This is a genomic window from Microcoleus sp. MON2_D5, from assembly GCF_036701905.1.
Taxonomy (GTDB): Bacteria; Cyanobacteriota; Cyanobacteriia; order Cyanobacteriales; family Microcoleaceae; genus Microcoleus.
This window is the reverse complement of the sequence record NZ_JAUBRM010000057.1, coordinates 32,235-50,048: the sequence shown is the minus strand read 5'-3', so window position 1 is coordinate 50,048 and position 17,814 is coordinate 32,235. Positions and strand designations below refer to the sequence as shown.

14 protein-coding genes and 1 pseudogene are annotated in these 17,814 nt (G+C 45.8%); 6 read left to right on the top strand and 9 right to left on the bottom strand.

Features of this window, described 5'->3' with window-relative positions:
* Nucleotides 1–559: 559 nt before the first annotated feature.
* From QUA47_RS20785 to QUA47_RS20770, 4 genes and pseudogenes are all read right to left on the bottom strand, one after another.
* Nucleotides 560–1,129: pseudogene (locus tag QUA47_RS20785) on the bottom strand (RNA-guided endonuclease InsQ/TnpB family protein); the annotation flags it as partial.
* A gap of 147 nt (nt 1,130–1,276) precedes the next feature.
* Nucleotides 1,277–3,436, bottom strand: a complete 2,160-nt coding sequence (locus tag QUA47_RS20780) for a SpoIIE family protein phosphatase (protein WP_333432146.1) — start codon at nt 3,434–3,436, stop codon at nt 1,277–1,279.
* A 920-nt stretch (nt 3,437–4,356) separates the two neighbouring features.
* Entirely contained in the window at nt 4,357–4,929 is a 573-nt protein-coding gene (locus tag QUA47_RS20775) for a DUF6658 family protein (RefSeq protein WP_333432145.1), read from the bottom strand.
* A 495-nt stretch (nt 4,930–5,424) separates the two neighbouring features.
* A complete protein-coding gene (locus QUA47_RS20770; protein WP_333432144.1) occupies nt 5,425–6,162 on the bottom strand; it encodes a DUF2993 domain-containing protein in 738 nt (245 codons plus the stop codon).
* A gap of 275 nt (nt 6,163–6,437) precedes the next feature.
* Between QUA47_RS20770 and QUA47_RS20765 the strand changes: the two genes are divergently transcribed.
* The 5 genes from QUA47_RS20765 to QUA47_RS20745 all read left to right on the top strand — a co-directional run bounded on the left by QUA47_RS20765 (nt 6,438) and on the right by QUA47_RS20745 (nt 11,073).
* On the top strand, nt 6,438–7,850 hold the full coding sequence (locus tag QUA47_RS20765) for an HD domain-containing phosphohydrolase (protein ID WP_333432143.1): 1,413 nt from the start codon (nt 6,438–6,440) through the stop codon (nt 7,848–7,850).
* Between the two features lie 241 nt (nt 7,851–8,091).
* Nucleotides 8,092–8,685 (top strand): pentapeptide repeat-containing protein, encoded by a 594-nt coding sequence (locus QUA47_RS20760; protein WP_333432142.1) that lies wholly within the window; start codon nt 8,092–8,094, stop codon nt 8,683–8,685.
* Nucleotides 8,686–8,812: 127 nt separating this feature from the next.
* On the top strand, nt 8,813–9,568 hold the full coding sequence (locus QUA47_RS20755; RefSeq protein ID WP_006635225.1) for an LmeA family phospholipid-binding protein: 756 nt from the start codon (nt 8,813–8,815) through the stop codon (nt 9,566–9,568).
* Nucleotides 9,569–10,137: 569 nt separating this feature from the next.
* Complete coding sequence (locus QUA47_RS20750) at nt 10,138–10,428, top strand: DUF1816 domain-containing protein (protein ID WP_333215474.1); 291 nt, start codon at nt 10,138–10,140, stop codon at nt 10,426–10,428.
* 369 nt (nt 10,429–10,797) lie between these two features.
* Nucleotides 10,798–11,073, top strand: a complete 276-nt coding sequence (locus QUA47_RS20745; protein ID WP_333289408.1) for a DUF1816 domain-containing protein — start codon at nt 10,798–10,800, stop codon at nt 11,071–11,073.
* A 162-nt stretch (nt 11,074–11,235) separates the two neighbouring features.
* On the opposite strand, the gene QUA47_RS20740 is transcribed toward QUA47_RS20745, so the two are convergent.
* The 4 genes from QUA47_RS20740 to QUA47_RS20725 all read right to left on the bottom strand — a co-directional run bounded on the left by QUA47_RS20740 (nt 11,236) and on the right by QUA47_RS20725 (nt 15,416).
* A complete protein-coding gene (locus tag QUA47_RS20740; RefSeq protein WP_333432141.1) occupies nt 11,236–12,246 on the bottom strand; it encodes a J domain-containing protein in 1,011 nt (336 codons plus the stop codon).
* Between the two features lie 86 nt (nt 12,247–12,332).
* Entirely contained in the window at nt 12,333–12,560 is a 228-nt protein-coding gene (locus QUA47_RS20735) for a hypothetical protein (RefSeq protein WP_333432140.1), read from the bottom strand.
* Between the two features lie 1,005 nt (nt 12,561–13,565).
* Entirely contained in the window at nt 13,566–14,855 is a 1,290-nt protein-coding gene (locus QUA47_RS20730) for a glucose-1-phosphate adenylyltransferase (RefSeq protein ID WP_333215482.1), read from the bottom strand.
* A gap of 399 nt (nt 14,856–15,254) precedes the next feature.
* On the bottom strand, nt 15,255–15,416 hold the full coding sequence (locus tag QUA47_RS20725) for a hypothetical protein (RefSeq protein WP_333215484.1): 162 nt from the start codon (nt 15,414–15,416) through the stop codon (nt 15,255–15,257).
* Nucleotides 15,417–15,618: 202 nt separating this feature from the next.
* On the opposite strand from QUA47_RS20725, the gene QUA47_RS20720 reads away from it, so the two are divergent.
* Nucleotides 15,619–17,085: a glycoside hydrolase family 13 protein gene (locus QUA47_RS20720; RefSeq protein WP_333432139.1), complete on the top strand. Its 1,467-nt coding sequence runs from the start codon at nt 15,619–15,621 to the stop codon at nt 17,083–17,085.
* Nucleotides 17,086–17,278: 193 nt separating this feature from the next.
* On the opposite strand, the gene QUA47_RS20715 is transcribed toward QUA47_RS20720, so the two are convergent.
* Complete coding sequence (locus QUA47_RS20715) at nt 17,279–17,695, bottom strand: fasciclin domain-containing protein (protein WP_333215488.1); 417 nt, start codon at nt 17,693–17,695, stop codon at nt 17,279–17,281.
* Nucleotides 17,696–17,814: the final 119 nt, after the last annotated feature.

Sequence of the window (17,814 nt, the reverse complement as noted above, 5' to 3'; positions counted from 1 at the left end):
CAAATCACCGTGAGTCCGTCTGCATATCCTGGGCATTACCCCAGACTTTAAGCTTCTGACCCAATCTTTCCTGCTCGCTGCATACGGTTAGCACCTACTACAGGGGTTAGATCACCTGAGAGCAGACGAGAGGTTATTTCGTTCCGAATGACCATACTGTGTACCTTTAGAGTGATGCTCTTCGCCGGGTTTATAGGAGGTGCTTATTGGTCAACTAAATACTTGCCAACTCCTTATCCTGTGCCTTTTGGCTCCAGCGCATTGAGCCTTATTTCGCTGGTTCGTGGTAACGACGATTTAAACACATCTTCAAGCAATTGCTTTACTCATGGATACTTTGCTCGATGGGTACCGAATTAGGCTGTCAGTAATACCACCTTTCATCCCCGCTTTACGGATTGATGGCTAGTCGCTACCGTAGGGGAAGTGCTTTCACCGCTGCACCTGCGGGGTAGGTTTTTCACCTACATGGTCATTCAGTTATCAAGGTTCATTACCCTGCGGCTAATCCCCCTAATCTTTTTTTTATTAAGATTGGTTTCTAGCCAACGAATCGCACCTTTAATCCCACGTCTAATCCGATCGCCGTACCAGAAGGTTCTGTATTTTCCTTTCTATCGACATCCACGCAGAATTGGACGTACACGCCATCAGCACGTTTTACCAATCTCACCCGTTTTATTTGGTTGATTTGGTAGAAGTGCAAGTCGCGTGTACCTTTTAGTTTTAACCGTCCAATCCCTTTTTTGTCTGTAAAGTTGATTGATTTCCGATCGTCGGCAAGTTTCCATCCAGTTGATTTATACTCAACCGATCGGCAATCTTTTTGAAACTGCGGATACCCTTTATTGCCAGGAACACCCTTTTTGCAGTTATCGTAAAATCTGGAGATAGCAGACCACGCTCGTTCGGCGCTAGCTTGTCGAGCCATTGAGTTGAGTTCGTCGGCAAACGAAAAATCGCGAGCCAGTACAGCGCAATATTTGTTCAAATCGTATTTATCCAATTTTTTGTTATCCATCCAATAGCGCAAACAGCTATTGCGGACAAACTTTGCGGTACGAATTGCTTCATCTACTGCTTTGAACTGGTTTGATTTTCCGTAGGCTTTAAACTCAAAGACTAGCATGGTTTTACCTCCTACCTTATACTATACGATTTAGCATAGGATGTTTAGTGAGTCATTAAAACTTTAGAATTAAAGCCGTCCTAGAAGGACGGGGTTTTAGACCCAATTATCTGATAAGTTTGTTTTTTCGACGTAGGGGCGATCGCTCTAAACCAATGCGGCTGCTTGAGGGTGTGACTTTTTTTCTACGCCTAATTCCGTCCGCTTCAAAACCAACAGCGTAATATCATCAAACACTTTTTGACGGCCTATATGACGCCGTACATCGTCAATCACGGCTTGCTTGATTTCCCCAGCCGATAAATGCCAGTTTTGGCTAATGACTTCACACATCGGCTCAACGCCATACTGTTTTTTGTTAATGTCTTTTGCTTCGGTAATGCCATCGGTATATAGCACTATACCATCTCCTGGGTGTAGCTCCATTGAAATATGACTGATGAACTCAGCAATGTCATCGTCAAGAGCAATCGGAAAACCTAAATCCATCGTGTCGATACGTTCTACCTGTCCGCCAAGGCGCACAATGATTGTTTCTTCATGCTGACCGCTAATGCTGACCCGTCCTTGGGAATAATTTAAAATTGCTAGGGTGAGACTTTTTTCGGACTTCATGCGCTGCACGTTTTTGTAGAGGGTGCGGTTGAGCGCATCTAAAAACCGAACCGGATCAGTTTCGCGGATTTCCTTGAGGGTACGGACTGCCGTTTGCGCCATCAGCATCAAGATACCGCTTTCGAGTCCATGTCCAGTGACATCGCCGATGCCCAGAGTGACAACGCCATCGGTGTTTAAAACATCATAGTAGTCGCCGCCGACTTCATCGGCAGCCTCCATGTATGCGGCAATATCGAGTCCTTCAATTTTCAGTTCCTCAGCATTGGGCAGAATCATTTGCTGCATTTGACGCACGATATCCAATTCAGCACCCATGCGAAGATTGTCTTCCTTTAGTCTCTCGTTGAGGGCAAGGATTTCGTCGTTGGCAGTTGCCAGTTCTGCCGTGCGTTCTTTAACTTTATCTTCGAGTGTTTCAAACGATTCCTTCAGTTGCCCTGCCATGCTGTCGAAGGAACGTTCCAGCGTATCAATTTCCTCAATTTCAATAAAGTCAGTGGTGCCTACTCGCTTATCGAGGTTACCAGCAGCAATTTGTTCAGCAGCTTTAGTAATTCGGAGAACGGGACGGGTAATCGAGCGAGCCGTCAGGATACCGATCGCAATTGTCAAAATCAGAGTCGCTAAACAGAGCAGGATTGTAGTACGAGTATTAGCATTGATTTGTGACATAAAGTCCGATTCTCGAACCGTAGTCACTATCACCCAATTCAGACCAAACTCATCTTGCCAAGGTTCAACCAAAACAAATTGGCGTTCCCCCTTAATCTTAAAGTCTAGTTGTTGGAGCTTTGTAATCTGGTTGAGATCGCCAAAATGCTCGGACAAATACTGTGTACTTGCCCGGATCAAAGAATCGCTGCTGGTTGATGCTGCTAATCTTTCGGCTTTACCATTCTTGACTGTGTAGATAGGGGAGTTCGTTGAACTCGCAACCAGCAGTCCTTCACGATCCATGATAAACACTCCTCCCGAAGGACTAATTTTGATTTGATTCAAAAAGTTACTGATCTGAGAAATAACCAAATCAGTTTCTAGAACACCTACAAAATTGCCTGCTTTATCACGATAGGGCTGGACAGCCGGAATTCCTAACCGTACTGCTGAGTTGGAAGAAAACTGATAGATTTTACCCCAAGTCGGTTTATTGGCTTCCTTAGCCGCTCGGTACCAGGGGCGGCGGGTGGGGAGGTAGTTTTTTGAAGCACCGATCTGCTTATCAATTAGATTTCCCTGTTTGTCAAGCAGATAAACTAGCTTATTGACACCCGTACTTTTATCCTTAACTTCTACAGAAAATTTGCCACCCTCTAGTCGTTCAACACCGATAAATTTTTCCTGCTCATTACCAAACCCAATGTAACTGATGGTTTCAAACTGTTGAAGGAGTCTCCAAAAATACTGCCTTGAGGCAGAAAACTTATTGACATCCAATAAGCCTATCTGAATGAGATCATAATTAATTTGATTAACTCGCTGAGGCATTTTCAGGTAAGTCTCAAGGTGGTGATTAACTCGATTGTTGACTTCCTTTTGCAGTTGGTTTGCCAGATCATTGATTGCTCTTTGTCCGCTTCTAAAGGAGAGATAACCTACTAACCCAACAGCCGCTACAATTTGCAAAACGAAGGGAACGACGAGGGCTGTACGGAGACGCAATTTACGAGAAGTATTTTTCAAAGATTTCACGGGAATAGCGGTTAACTAAGAATAATTTACCCTTTCAGCATCGCTTCCAGTTGTTGCGGGGCGTTATTAGGAGTTTCTACCTATTCCTTCAAAACCCGCAGTGTAATATTATCACTGACTTAGCGGGACAAAAACTGCCTTTTAAGCCCAAACAAAGCCTAAACAGGCTTTATATGAAGCTGTAGAAGTCCCTGTTTTCTTGCAACCAGCAGATTTGTGGGATTTGCTCTCAGCAGTTTACAGGCAATATGCCCTGTACTATACAACTTTTTAGGCCGCCTATGAAAAAGTTTTCCCTCGCCAGCGATACCAATCTGGCGGGAGAGATAGGGGCAAAACTTCTGATATACCAAGATTCAATAACACCCTGATGCCAGGGAAATCTCGCTATTGTAATAAAAACTCTATCATTTTATTATAAAATGCTCTCCAATCATGTGGGAGCTATCTGGTATTTTATCGAGCATTACAAGGCTTCTTGACGCCTAAAAGTGTTAAGGATTTTTCCTTGCTATGCACAAGAACCCAAAAATTTAAGTTTGGTAACGGAACTTTCCGTGGCCTCTTCAGCTAATTCAATCCGAACAAATGTCGAACTGAGGACAGTTGGTAGCAGGAGTGGCTCACGAAATGAACAACCCCGTAATTTTTATTTACGGCCAAATAGTTCATGTTAATCGAGATGTTTGAGATTTATTCAACCTGATTGAAGTTTACCAGACCTACTCTCCAGAATTCGCAGCCTAAATCTCATAAAATGTAAAACATATTGAGCTAGATTTTATTAAAAATGCAGAAATAGCGTAAATCCTGTTGAGCAGATAGCAGGTCTAAAAGCGTTTATCTAGTTTCAAGAAATTATATTATTTATGTAGGGGCTAATTTCAGACAGCCCCTACATCATCTTTGCTCCGACTGGCTTATTTTTGCAGCGGATTGAGTTTCGTAACTGAGCTTTCCTTAGCATCTTCAGCGCTATCTTTCAGGAAAGCCGAAGCATCCTTAACGGCGGCGCCTACTCTCTCTAAAATATTGGCATCGGGATCGCTGCGGTCGAATACGGGTTGAGCCTTAGCCGGCTGTCCGTCTGGCGTGTCTAACAGAGTTTTATCTCCGCCGAGTTCGAGGTCGAACTTGTCAGTTTCCATCGGTGCAGAACCCGGATAAAGCAGCTTTGAGGAATTAGATTCCCCGGTAGTCGCGGCCAGGAGACGATCGCCCACGATCGACAAATCAGCCCGATTCTTTTCTGCTTTAGCAGGCGATTGATTGACTTTAGGGTCGGTAGACATTTGATAATTCGTGTATCCATCTCCACCGCCCTTGTGGGGGTTATTCATTCCTCCCATTTGAACGGGAGGATTCTCAGGCCGAGCACCTCGAACATCGCCAGCATTGCAAGCGGTGCTGGTAAACACCAGCAAACCTGCCATCAATACAGTCAAAAATTGACCGATACGCAGTCTTTTAAAAAAAGCAGTTACTGTGTTCACAAAAGTTTTCCGATTTTTTACTACTACTTGTCAAGAGTAAAAATAAACTCCCCACGCCTGCCTCTAACGGCGGTAATATTTTGCCACGGATTGCTATCTATTTTTTTATAACTTTAGAGGGATTTAAAAAGTGCGATTGCCTTCGAGAGATTATTTTTGGTAGGACTAACACGCCGATATCTAGAAACCCGGTAAAAAAACCGGGTTTCTAGATAAAGTTCGGTTGAGAAACTCGCGTACCCGACGGAGAAGAAAAGGGGGGGGTAGTTTCAAAGCGTAGTCTTCGGGTGCGTGCGTTCCAATAATTGCTCACAAAAGCTTTTTTGTTTTTGACCGCGCCCAAAAACGGATACTTGCCAACGACTCCTGGCGTGGAGTTATACAAATTTTAGACTCGTGTTCAAACACCCAGATTCATCTGTGGAGTAAATCTAACATCTAACATCTCAAATCCACTGACGCACCCTACCAGCTACTAACCTCAGAACGCTACTGCTAATCTGGGAATTTTTCGACTTTCGCTTCAGCTTCCAAAGTCAGCACACCAGCTTCCACATTTAGCTGTTGGACCCGCAGGGACATTCCCTCAAGTTCAAAATTTCGCAAGTTTAAAACTTCACCAGCTTTCTCGGCCAAAGCTTGAGTTAACTCCGGCGAAAATTCCTTGTTTTCGGGATACTCGACATCCTGAAGAGAAATTGCCCAACCGCCCGCTGCGATCTCAGGTTTGGATGTAAATTGAATTTTTTCCGTGGAGGCAGTTTCCCGCACCAATACCTCAGCATTTAAAGCGATTTTTCCGGTTAGCAATTGGCACTCAATAGTTTTAACGTCTATTGTCTTCTGTTGTCCGTCAACAGTAACTTTTAAGTTTTTCAGTTTCCTGCTAATGTATTCGGAATTAAAAGCGCGGTTGATATCGCTTTCTGTTAAAACGGCGCGCGCCCCACCGAAGGCAGGCCCGTTGAGTTCAATTTTGCCAAACATAGCGGTGAGGGGATTGACTGCAATATCCTTGACGTGAATTTGCAATTCTTCCACGCGCAAATCTTGTTGCATTACCAATCCTTTGCCCTCAACGGCAACGGCCTCTACTTCTCCCTGGGCTAGCTGGATCGGATCGGTGTTAACTGTGACAGACAAAGTTTCGGATTCGTCTAATTTGCTGGCAATAGCCATCTCGGCCACTTTGTCGATCGCCTGTTCCCCTAAACTTCTATTTTGTTGAAGCACGCTCAGAATTCCTAATAATATTGTTTTAAAAATAGTAGTTAATACCTAAGTCATTTACCGTCTTCCTCTCGGCCGGTTTCTCGTCTGAAAAAAACTCAGCCAAAGACAGAGGGTTTCTAGAAAATTGCTAAAATTAATCAGGCACTCTTCGGCGCACTCTACATTGACTCGGTTGCGAAGCGGTGAAAACTCAAAAACTGGGACTTTTGCCCAAAGTCTTTTCTAGAAGTTCAATCGCCCGCTACAATAAGTAAGAGCCGGCACCGCTTTTTGCAATGAATTCAGAATCAACTCTCGCTAGACTACAAGCTACACTTCCCGACGGAAAACTGCCTTCTAGCTACGGGGTATACTTCAAAAACACCCTAGTAGCCCTATGTCACGCCCTAGAAGACCACATTTTGCAAACCAGTGGCGGGGACAAGAGCGAACTCCAACCCTTAGTTTTGGTAACGTTTCAGCAGGGTAAATGGTATTTACAGGAAGCCGATCGCTACCTAGATATTGCTAATGCCTCTCGGCACGTTGTCATAGGTGCAGTAGCCGACAGCGGTTTCGCTACTCACAAAACCGGGCAATTAGAAAATGTATCTTTAATAAATCTCGATGAGAACGACCCCATAATTGAAGAATGGAATTTAATCATCGTCGCCCCGACATACAAAGCAATGGTGCTTTGCCGCGAACTTTCAGCCCAGGAATACTTGCCCGAGGGCAAGCCTGAAGTAGATACAGAAAGAAAGTTCTACGGTTTGTGGTCGTTTGACCAGTCTTTGGTGTCGGCTGCTGCAGAAATTTTTATAGAACAGACGCGACATTACAACTCTCCCCTGGCCGAGAGTTTGCTGGAAATGTACCACGAAATCCTGGCTACCATTGGCCCGCCCTTGGCAGACATTAGTGGCGTGGTATCGCGGATAGTCACTTACCTGCAAAGTTCTCAGCAGCAAATGGTAGCAATTAACCGCCAAACCCGCGAGTTGTGGGAATTGGAAGGTCAAGCTTTGCGCGTCAGCCGCAATTTGAACGCTAACAAACTTCAAGCTTTTCTGCGGATGGCCCAGCGCGTGGACGAACGCGATACCTCAAATCCTACAGCGTCTTTGCAGGTGGCGGCTTTGTCGGAAACTTTGGGTCAACTGCTGGATTTGCCGGCTTTGCAGTTGCGGAGGCTGCGGCTGGCTGGATTGCTATTTCGAGTCGGCTTAGTTTCTGCCCCGAATGAGGTGTTCGATCGCACTCCCGATGCTTTTGACCAAGCAACTTTCTCATTTTGGCGCGATCGCAGTTTCATTGGTTCCCAACTGCTGCAAGCAATGCCGGAACTATCACCTGTGGCGGAAATTGTCAAGCACCAACTCGAATATTGGGACGGCAGCGGCAGGCCAGAGGGTTTGCGAGCCGAAACCATACCCGTTGCTTCGCGGATTTTGGGGCTGGTCGCTGATTTTCAAGAATTGACTCAACCGCGTGGCGAGCGTCCGGCTTTGAGTTTGAGCGAAGCTTTGGAACAGTGCCGCGAACTGTCTGGCACTCGCTTCGATCCGGCTTTGGTGGAAACTCTCAGCAACGTCGTCAGACTGGCAGAAATGGGTTTGATGCAGTTACCAACTCGCCCGAGCCAACTGCCTAACGTGTGGTTGGAGGATTTGGGCGATCGAACGACCGCGACCGCTCCGGCATTATAAAATAACTGGATTGGTAAAGGGCGATCGGTAATTGGTAATTGGGAACTTGTACAGAGCTTGTGCTGAGCGCTGCCGAAGTGTCTAGCCGAAGTATTGGGCATTTAAAACTCAGCACAAAATCTTTTCCAACACTACAAAAAATCAGCCTGTGCTTGCTAAGCGCACCCTACCACTGTGAGTTGTAGCAGGAGCCTGTCTGTGCGCTAATGACTAATGACCAATGACTGATGACTAAAAACTAATGACTAATGACCTCGAAGCCATACGAAAAGGCAAAATTTTGATGTTGGCCGGTACTGATTTAGCCGGCAAAGACTTAGCGGGAGCCGATCTCGCCGGTGCTAACTTGTCTCAAGCCAACTTGAGTGGAGCTAATCTCGCCGGCGCTAACTTGCAGCGGGCGGTATTGCGAGCCAACCTCCGCGGCGCTGACTTGAGCGGTGCTGACTTGCGAGGCGCAGATTTTCGCAATGCCGATTTGCGGGGAGCTTCCTTCGCTAACGCTTTAGTCCGCGACGCAAGTTTTGGGGGTGCTTTTTTGACGGGGGCATCCATCGGCAATTTGGATTTGAGCGGTGTCGATTTGCGGGGCGCCGATTTGCGAGGCGCTGCTTTGGGTCGGGCAATTTTGCACTCCGCCGATTTGAGCAATGCCAATTTGTCCGGCGCTGATTTGTCAGGAGCTGACTTGGAAGAAGCGATCCTGAATGGAGCCGTACTGCGCGGCGCTAACCTGACGGGGGCTAATTTGCTTTGCGCCACGATCGAACAAACCGTTTGGGATGGAGCGTTGCTCGATCGCGCCTGTCTCCAAGGCACCCCCCTGAGCCGTTAAATTTCAACAATGTTGTTTAGAAGACAGACAAAAAACAAGATCTGCTTATGAGGTGAATAAGCACAAGCGATTTTTACATTTCTTAATATGGGGTTATAATGGCGACTGTAGACGAGCAAACGAATAAATGGTAGCAGCTTTGTTTAGCGGTACATCCTTTCAAGGTCAAAGTGGCGATCGCCTTGTTAGTAAAGTAGCAGGAGCTGCGATCGCAGCCTTATTCAAGCGTTCTGAAAAGGCCGAAGCCAACATCCGAGTCGAACCAGTAGCCAAACTCTTGCAGGGAAGCATCGACGGTTTCGACTTTGTTGGCAAAGGTATGTTGATGTACAACGGCCTCCGCATAGAAGTGATGGAACTCTACCTGCAAGCACTCTCCATTGATTTTGGGGCGATTTTTGCAGGTCAAGTGAAATTGCGACAGCCTACCCAGGCAAATATGCGAGTAGTCTTAAGTCGATCGGATTTAACCACCTCATTCAATACACCTTTTGTAGTTGAAAAACTCCAGAAGCTGAAGTATCAAGAGCAATCTCTGCACTTTCAAAACACTGAAGTCAGCTTCGGAGCCGACAAATCCATTCGGCTTCAGTCCGAAATTACCGTAGGCGATGCCAGCGAACCCGTCAAAATAGATATTACAGCTCAATTGCAAGTAGAAGACCGACGCAAAATCCAATTTGTCAGCGTTACTTACGGCGGTGACGGGCAAGCAATAGACTTGGGTCAAGCTATAATTGCCCACGTAAATAACTTGCTAGACTTAGACAAATTTGCCTTAGAAGGCACTCAACTGCGAGTAGACCGCTGCCGAGTTCAGAACGACGAGCTGGTTTTCTACGGTTGGGCTGGTATCGAACAGTTCCCCAAGGGCAAGCGCTAAACCTCAGCCTGCTGAGGTGGCTAAATGAAACTTGTTTGAGGAATTTTATAGCTTAACAACAAAACCCGCCCAGGCGGGTTTTGCTATTTTAGCGACAGTTGTTAAGCTGTGGCGCTGCTAGGGTAAGGTCGCGCTATAGCCTTTATGACAAAAATTGGGTACACCCAAACCGGTGTTGCCAAGCTTCTTAAGTTAGATTTCATAACTCATTTAGCCAAGAAATTCTATTTCCGGCGTATTTACAGAACTAAGTTGTCGCGCATTTAATTAATCAACTACTGCGTACTTAAACTGTTGTGGGGTGACCACTCCTAGCGCACCCTCAAGCTTAAATTTAAATGAAAAATAGTTGATTCACTGGGATTCTATTCTCTGCTCAAAATCAGCACTCAGGTTGATGCGATCGCATAAATTACCTTGATAAAGTTAGAGCGTCCTCAACCCAGAAACCGGGTTTGAAGGACTAAATTCTCTGGTAAAGGGCGATCGCCAGGATTGGAACAACCCGGTTGATGAGAGTCGCGAGGGCGTAAGTCCTATAGAAAATAAATAACCCCAAAAGAGGAAAAATGTTCGGATTTTATTTATTTTGTATCTACATCGCAGTCTTGTCCGTGTTTGCTGGACCAAGCACCCGCAGGTCCGAGAAATGGTGGGTAGAAATTGTCACAGATTTGCCTCACTGTACCTACTATTTTGGCCCCTTCGACACCGACAAAGAAGCCTCCAGCAATATTCCGGGCTACGTCGAAGACCTCGAAAGCGAGGGAGCCAAAAGAGTTAGCATCCGCATCAAACGGTGTCAGCCTTCGGAACTCACGATTTGCGATAGTGAATTTTCAGAGGGTATCGCGGCTTAAGAATTTTGATAGTGCAGACGCCAGAAACCGGGTTTTTTGACTAAAATACTCCGTCTATCACGAGGGGTATATGTTAAATAACCCGGTTTCTGAGCGTCAAGAGTGCCTCAGTTTTGTTTGAGTTTTCAATTACCTCAAGCCTCAACAATAATATTAAGCACGATCTTGTCTTAGTCCTTACTCTGCGGACTTTGTATTTGTAGTGCTGGCTTAAAAGGTGGCATCTTCTCCACCAAAATGCAGATTTTAGCCAGCATTAACGACCAAAAATAATCGGGGCTAAATCAGCACTGAGGACGAGCCGAGCGATCGTGTTGCCTTGATAAATTGAGAATACTAAAAACTACTTAAGTATTCCGAGAGGTAAATATGTTTGAAATCTCTATGTTGGGTATGTTTTTCACGGCTGTTTGGATGCTAGCTCAACCTGCTAGCAGCACTCGACGCGACGAATGGTGGGTAGAAGTTGATACAGATTCGCCAAAGCGTACCTACTGCTTTGGGCCCTATGACAGCAGAGAGGAAGCTTCTGACAGATCGACCGGCTACATCCGAGATCTGGAGAACAAAGGAGCTAAAAAAATTACCATCAACCTCAAACAAGGTAGTCAACCTACTCAGCTAAGAGCTAGTGAAGAGTCTTGAGAAGGTTGGAAACTGCCAATTACGGGCGAAGAAAAGTTGATTTATTAACAGGGTTTTTTTCAAATGAGATCGCGCTTGCATACAGTAGGGACACAACAATGCTGTGTCCCGAGGAAATACTGAAGAAAGAATCTTATTTGCGTCCGAGAAATGCAGGCTTTTTCAAAGCATCATCTGATTGAGATTACTGCGAGGATTAAAAGTACGATTTGCTTGGATTTTCTCGTAGGACTCGCGTTCGAGAGAGGTAAGTTCTTTCGGCGGCACGATCGCAATTTTTACCAACAAATCAGTCCGCTCGTTTTTCTTGGGTTTCGGCCATCCTTTGCCCCGCAACCGCAAAGACTGACCCGAACGAATCCCGGCTGGAACTTTCACAGTGATCGTTCCTTCAGGCACCGGCACTTCAATTGAAGCTCCCAACACGGCTTCGTCTGGAGTTATCGGTACTTCGCAGACCAAATTTTCTCCCTCAAACTGGAAGAAAGCATGAGGCAAAACTTCTAATTTTAGGTACAAATCTCCCTGCTGCTTCGTGTACGGGTCAACTTGACCTTTGCCTTTTATCCTAATTTTGCTGCCGGTTTTCACTCCTGCTGGAATCGAAACTTCGCCCGTGGCGACTCGCTTAGAAGTTCCCCGAAATGCTTCCCCCAGAGTCAAGGAAATGGCGACCTCGGTGTCGAGAGAGGTTCCTGCGCTGCGGTTTTCGTACCCCGCGAAATCTTCAAATCCGCCAAAACCTGTGGGCCCGCCGCTGCTGGTGCGGTAGTTACTGTAATTCCACTTGGCGTTGCGGCCACTACCCGGATTACTACCTGCACGGCCTAGCAAGGCATTGATAAATTCGTCAAAACTGCCGTACTCGCTGAAGTCAACCCCGCCAAAGTCTACATTCGTAGTGCCCCCGCCCGGCCATCCGCCTGGAGTTGTGGCAGCTTGCTTCCAGTATTGACCGTATTGGTCGTATTTTTTGCGTTTTTCAGGGTCTGAGAGCACTTCGTAAGCTTCGTTTACTTCTTTAAAACGAGCTTCGGCTTCTTTGTTGCCGGGGTTCATGTCCGGGTGATATTTGCGGGCTAGTTTGCGGAAAGTTTTTTTAATTTCGTCAGAACTGGAAGTTTTGTTGAGTCCCAAAATAGCGTAATAGTCTTTAAAATCTGTTGCAGCCATTAAGCAATCCCCTCTTTATTAGTTGTTATTTGTTAGTTGTTAGTTGTTAGAAAGAATAAATCCCAAATTAGCCGCAGGATGGCGCATTAGTATAATGCCAGGAGCCGAAGTGCCTGCGGCATCTCATTCAAATTATAGGTTATCAAAGGTTTGGACTCGATCGAGTTCGGTTGTTGCTTGGCGTTCGATCGCAATTTCCGCACTCCCCTGCTGTTTAAGATTTTATAGCATTCGGCTCTCTCGTGCTGAAGGGAGCCGGAGCCGCCGCCTCTAGAAATGCTTTTGGCATTCGACAGCAAAAACAATGCTTTCATTAATTAAGAACGTCCTTACCCTATAGGCCGTTGCTATACCTGTGAGCTTTGAGACGGTAAAAATCCTGTGGCGAAAACTTTTGGGGACTTAGGAGGCAAAGGGCGTTCGGGAGGCGGCAGCCCGGTTAAGGTGAGGCGGGGAAAGCTGCTGGTGTTGCGGGCGCGAGTCCAGGAGGGTTGACTGGCGCGGACGAGCGATTTTTTTTTGCTCTTTTTTTTCGGGGCGCGGTGCGATGGCTACGCCCCGGCTTACGCCTACGAACTTCTCGATATGAGCTTTATCACCCAATCCAAATCTTAACAGGTTTTCATCTGCAAGTCCGGTCAAATCTGGTTTCTGAATTGTGACTATATAATACCCTAAATTGCGCCGTTATTACACAAAATTTCTAGATATTTTTTATTCACGCCAGATCCGTGCTAGAGAATTTTATTTTTAAACCTCTGAAGAGATTTAAGTCAAAGTAATATAACATAATTTTCCCCCTGTCTGTTAGCTACATCACACACTTTTATAAAACATTAAGATAGGATAGTAGAACAATAAGCTTTTAACGCTACCAGGGTGCTAACATTATGAATTATTTGCTAAGTTGGCCTTGCGGCTGCTGCGACGATTGGAAAGATAGTTCCGAGAGTTGTGTTGTACTCAGAAACGGGCAGCGTATTTGTCAGTCGTGCTACGAGCGAAAATACAAGAATCAGAAGCTATTGGCCAGACGCAGGCGACCGGACATATCTGTATCACGGCAGACAGTAACAGAGACTGTCGCTTATTAATAATGCGCGAGCCTTGGAATAAAGCCAAGTATTTCGACCACCTCGCATCAGCGGTGGGAATTAATAATCAACAAAAAAAAGAATTAATTTTGTCATCAGTCATCAGTCATCGGTCATTGGTGATCTGTCACTAATTTACTTATTTATCATCAGTCACTGGCTGAGAGGTAACAGATTTTAACTTAAAAAACTAATGACTGACGACTAATGACTAATGACTAATAACTAAATGATAGTTCCATCAGGAATCGTGGCATTTTTCAGGACTACGATAATGCCGCTGCGGATGTAAAAACCTTGGTTTTCGCGGTTGGCTTCTTCCACTCCGTCTTTATTAATTAATTGAACATTGCGGCCGATGCGGGCATTTTTATCCACAATCGCGCGGCGAATTGTAGTATCTGCACCGATACCGAGGGCGACGCCGCCGTTGTCCAAACTCGAATGCCGTTCGGCGTCGGGTTCGTAGAAGTCAGCACCCATGACCAGAGTGTCTTGAATCGTACATCCAGCTTCAATGCGCGATCGAACTCCCAACACAGAATGGTCGATCCGGCACTGTTTGAGAATGCAGCCTTCAGCAATAATCGATTCAGTCACGTGAGTATCTAAAAGCTTTGTCGGCGGCAAGAAACGCGGGCGAGTGTAAATCGGCGCATTTTCATCGTAGAAACTGAAAGGCGGCTGAGGCTGTTTTGTCAGAGCCATGTTAGCGTCGTAAAAAGCCTCAATGGTTCCGATATCTTCCCAGTAATCGTCAAACAAATAAGCTTGAAGGTTGTGTTCTTTTGCCGAATTCGGAATAATCTCTTTACCAAAATCAGTTTGGTTTGGAGATTCTTTCAGGAGTTTAATCAGAACTTCTTTTTTGAAGACGTAAATCCCCATCGAAGCAATGTAAGGACTTTCCTGAGCCTGCTGCGCTGTCAGTCCCAGTTTAGTAGTATCCACCTGCATTTGTTTGAGCGCATCGCCTTTTGGCTTTTCGCTGAAAGAAACAATGCGACCGTTGCCGTCGATTTTCATCAAACCAAAATCCGAGGCACGCTTCTCGTCCATTGGCAAAACCGAGAGGGTGATATCGGCGTTGGTTTCGCGGTGTCTCTGCACAAACTTCTGGTAGTCCATGCGGTAGAGGTGGTCGCCCGAAAGAATCAAGTATTCGTCAACGTCCCACTGTTCTAGCAGCGAGAGATATTGGCGAACTGCGTCGGCTGTCCCTTGAAACCAGTTGGGGTTTTCCTGAGTTTGCTGGGCGGCGAGGACCTCGACAAATCCCTCGGTGAAGCCGGAAAACTGGTAGGTGCGAGAGATGTGACGGTTGAGGGATGCCGAGTTGAATTGCGTGAGGACGTAAATTTTGACTATTTCCGAGTTGATGCAGTTGCTGACAGGAATATCGATGAGGCGATATTTGCCTGCGAGGGGAACTGCGGGTTTGGCTCGCAGTTTGGTTAGGGGGTAAAGGCGGGTGCCTACACCGCCACCGAGGATGATGGCTAAGACTTTTTTCAAGGAACTTTCTCCCTAGGGTCAATTAACTCTCCAAGTACAGTGTCGGATGGTGAGGGCTTCTTGACAAGGGGGGGGAGCAAGGAAGTTTTGAGTTATGAGTTATGAGTTGAGTCGGTTACGCAGAAAGGGGGTTTTTTTAATCCAAATACTTCTTCCCACCCTCAATAAGAGTTAAAAAACCCAGTTTATGAGAGTTGGAGTGCGTCCGGGACTGGAGTTATGAGTTTTGAGTTGTGAGTTAAAATACTCATCAAGAAATAATGGGTATTTGAAAAAGTTTTGAGTTGTGAGTTGAAATACCCCTCAATAAATAAGGGCTGTTTAACAAAAGAATAAGGTTCGGGGTTTGGGCTTTTAATTACAAGTTTTCTGGGTTAATTCCCCGTTCTCGCCATTTCTTCATCCTGGAGCATGGCGCTGTTGTTGTTGTTCAAAGGCTGGTCGATCGCGCCGTGTCACGCACAAAGCGCGCTCTGTTTGGGCCCAAAGCGCGCTTTTGGCTTGGGTTTTATCCGGTTCTTTTTGCTGGCGTTCCTGTTGTGTGAGTTTTTCGGACTCCACAGCAGTCAGGAAGCGTCGCGCGCCGGGACGATAAATTTCTAGGTAGTGTCAGTTTTAAATCTTAGATTGACTGCAAATTTGTGTAATATTTTACAATTTGTCGATCGACAAAATTGGATAAAATGTCTATTCTCTACCAAAAGCTAGATCCCCTACAAACCTCTGCTACTGTAGCCTAACCCCTAAAAGCTAGAAAAAATGTATGCAAATTCAAACGCCAGACTGGGTTAAACACGCGGTATTCTACCAAATATTTCCCGATCGCTTCGCCAAAAGCAAACAGCCTCGCAAACGCCTGCTGCAAAACTTCAAGTGGGAAGAATGGCACGAAATCCCCACCCTCCAAGGCTACAAAGGCGGGGACTTGTGGGGCGTGATGGAACAGCTAGACTACTTGCAAGACTTAGGCATTAACGCAATTTATTTCACCCCCATATTTCAGTCGGCCAGCAATCACCGCTACCATACCCACGACTACTATCAAGTCGATCCGATGTTGGGTGGCAATCCAGCTTTTAAAGAGCTTCTAGACGCCGCCCACGATCGCAATATCAAAGTTGTCCTCGACGGCGTATTCAACCACGCCAGCCGCGGCTTTTTCTTCTTTCACGACATCCTCGAAAACGGCCCGCATTCTCCTTGGGTGGATTGGTTTAAAATTGAAGGCTGGCCGCTATCCGCCTACGACGGCAATTTTCCTGCTAACTATGCCGGTTGGGACGGGAATCGAGCACTTCCTGAATTCAATCACGACAATCCAGAAGTCCGAGAATACATCATGGAAATCGCCGAATATTGGATTAAATTCGGCATCGACGGCTGGCGGCTGGACGTTCCTTTTGAAATTAAAACCCCGGGCTTTTGGCAGGAATTTCGAGACCGAGTGAAAGCAATTAATCCCGAAGCTTACATTGTCGGCGAAGTTTGGGAAGATGCGAGAGAATGGCTCGACGGTACTCAGTTTGACGGGGTGATGAATTATCTTTTTGCTGCCCCAACTATTGCTTTTGCAGCGGGCGACAGGGTAGATTTAGCTCAACTGGAAGGTCGTTCTTATTACCCCTATCCGGCACTTTTGGCTAAAGAGTACGGCGACAAAATTCAGCACGTTTTGGAATTATATCCTTGGGAAATACAGCTAACTCAACTCAACTTGTTAGCCAGTCACGATACAGCTAGGTTGCTGTCAATTGCTGGAGGCGATCAAGCTAGCGTCGAACTCGCTAATTTGCTGCTGTTAACTTTTCCTGGAGCTCCTAGCATTTACTACGGCGATGAAGTTGGTTTACCCGGTGCTCTCGATCCCGATTCTCGCCGCGGTTTTCCCTTAGAAGCTGACTGGGAAGTTAATGTTTTAGATTATCACAAGCAGTTGATAGCTTTGCGGCACAAATATGCTGCCATCCGTACTGGATCGTACCAAATTCTTTTTGCTGAGGGATCGGTTTACGTTTTTGCCAGAATTTTGGGGGATGAGGAAATAGTTGTTGCTGTCAATGTCGCGACCGAAGCAGCTAATATTAGCTTTGAGCCAGCTAATTTGAAATCTCCTCACGATAAATTGCTGTATGGAAAAGGCGAGTTTGTTTGGAAAGGTGACGGGGAAACTCGGCAGTTAGAATTGATGCTGCCGGCACGCTCTGGCTTGATTTTAGGTTCGGATAATTAGTTTAAAATGTAGGGTAATCTGCTCCCCGTAGGCCTACATTTATAGCAGTAAGGTGCGCGCCTACATTTATAGCAGTAAGGTGCGCGCCTACATTTATCGGTGATTTGCCCCGCCTCTTCTAAATTTATTACAATTTATTATAGGCATCAGGTGCGCCTAGCGCACCCGAAATTTATCAGCGAAAACACAACTTTTATTCTCCTGCAACCATTGCTGGTAGTAACACCGAATCAATGATATGAATGACGCCATTGTCGGCAAGAATATCTGAAGTGAGAACTTTAGCATCATTCACTTTAATGCCGTCAGAAGTATCAATTCCCACCACAGAACCTTCCACTGTTTCAGCAGAACTTAACTCAAGCAAATTCTCAGTTAGTACCTCGCCAAACAGAATGTGATAAGTCAGAATTTTCTTGAGCTTGGGTATGTCTTCCAGCCAAGACGTAATAGTGTTCGTAGGAATTTTGGCAAATGCCTCGTCAGTTGGTGCTAAGACGGTGTAGGGGCCCGGACTTTGCAATAAATCTAACAAACCAGCCGCTTCAATAACAGTCACGAGGGTTTTGAAAGAGCCGGCATTGGTGGCAGTCTCGACAATATCTGGCATGATGTTTTTCAGGAGTGCAAATAGCAGAAAATAAATCTGGAGCGACGATCATTTTAGCAATTTACAAATAGCAGAAAATGAATCCGAGGGATGATGATTATTTTACTCATTCTAAGTTA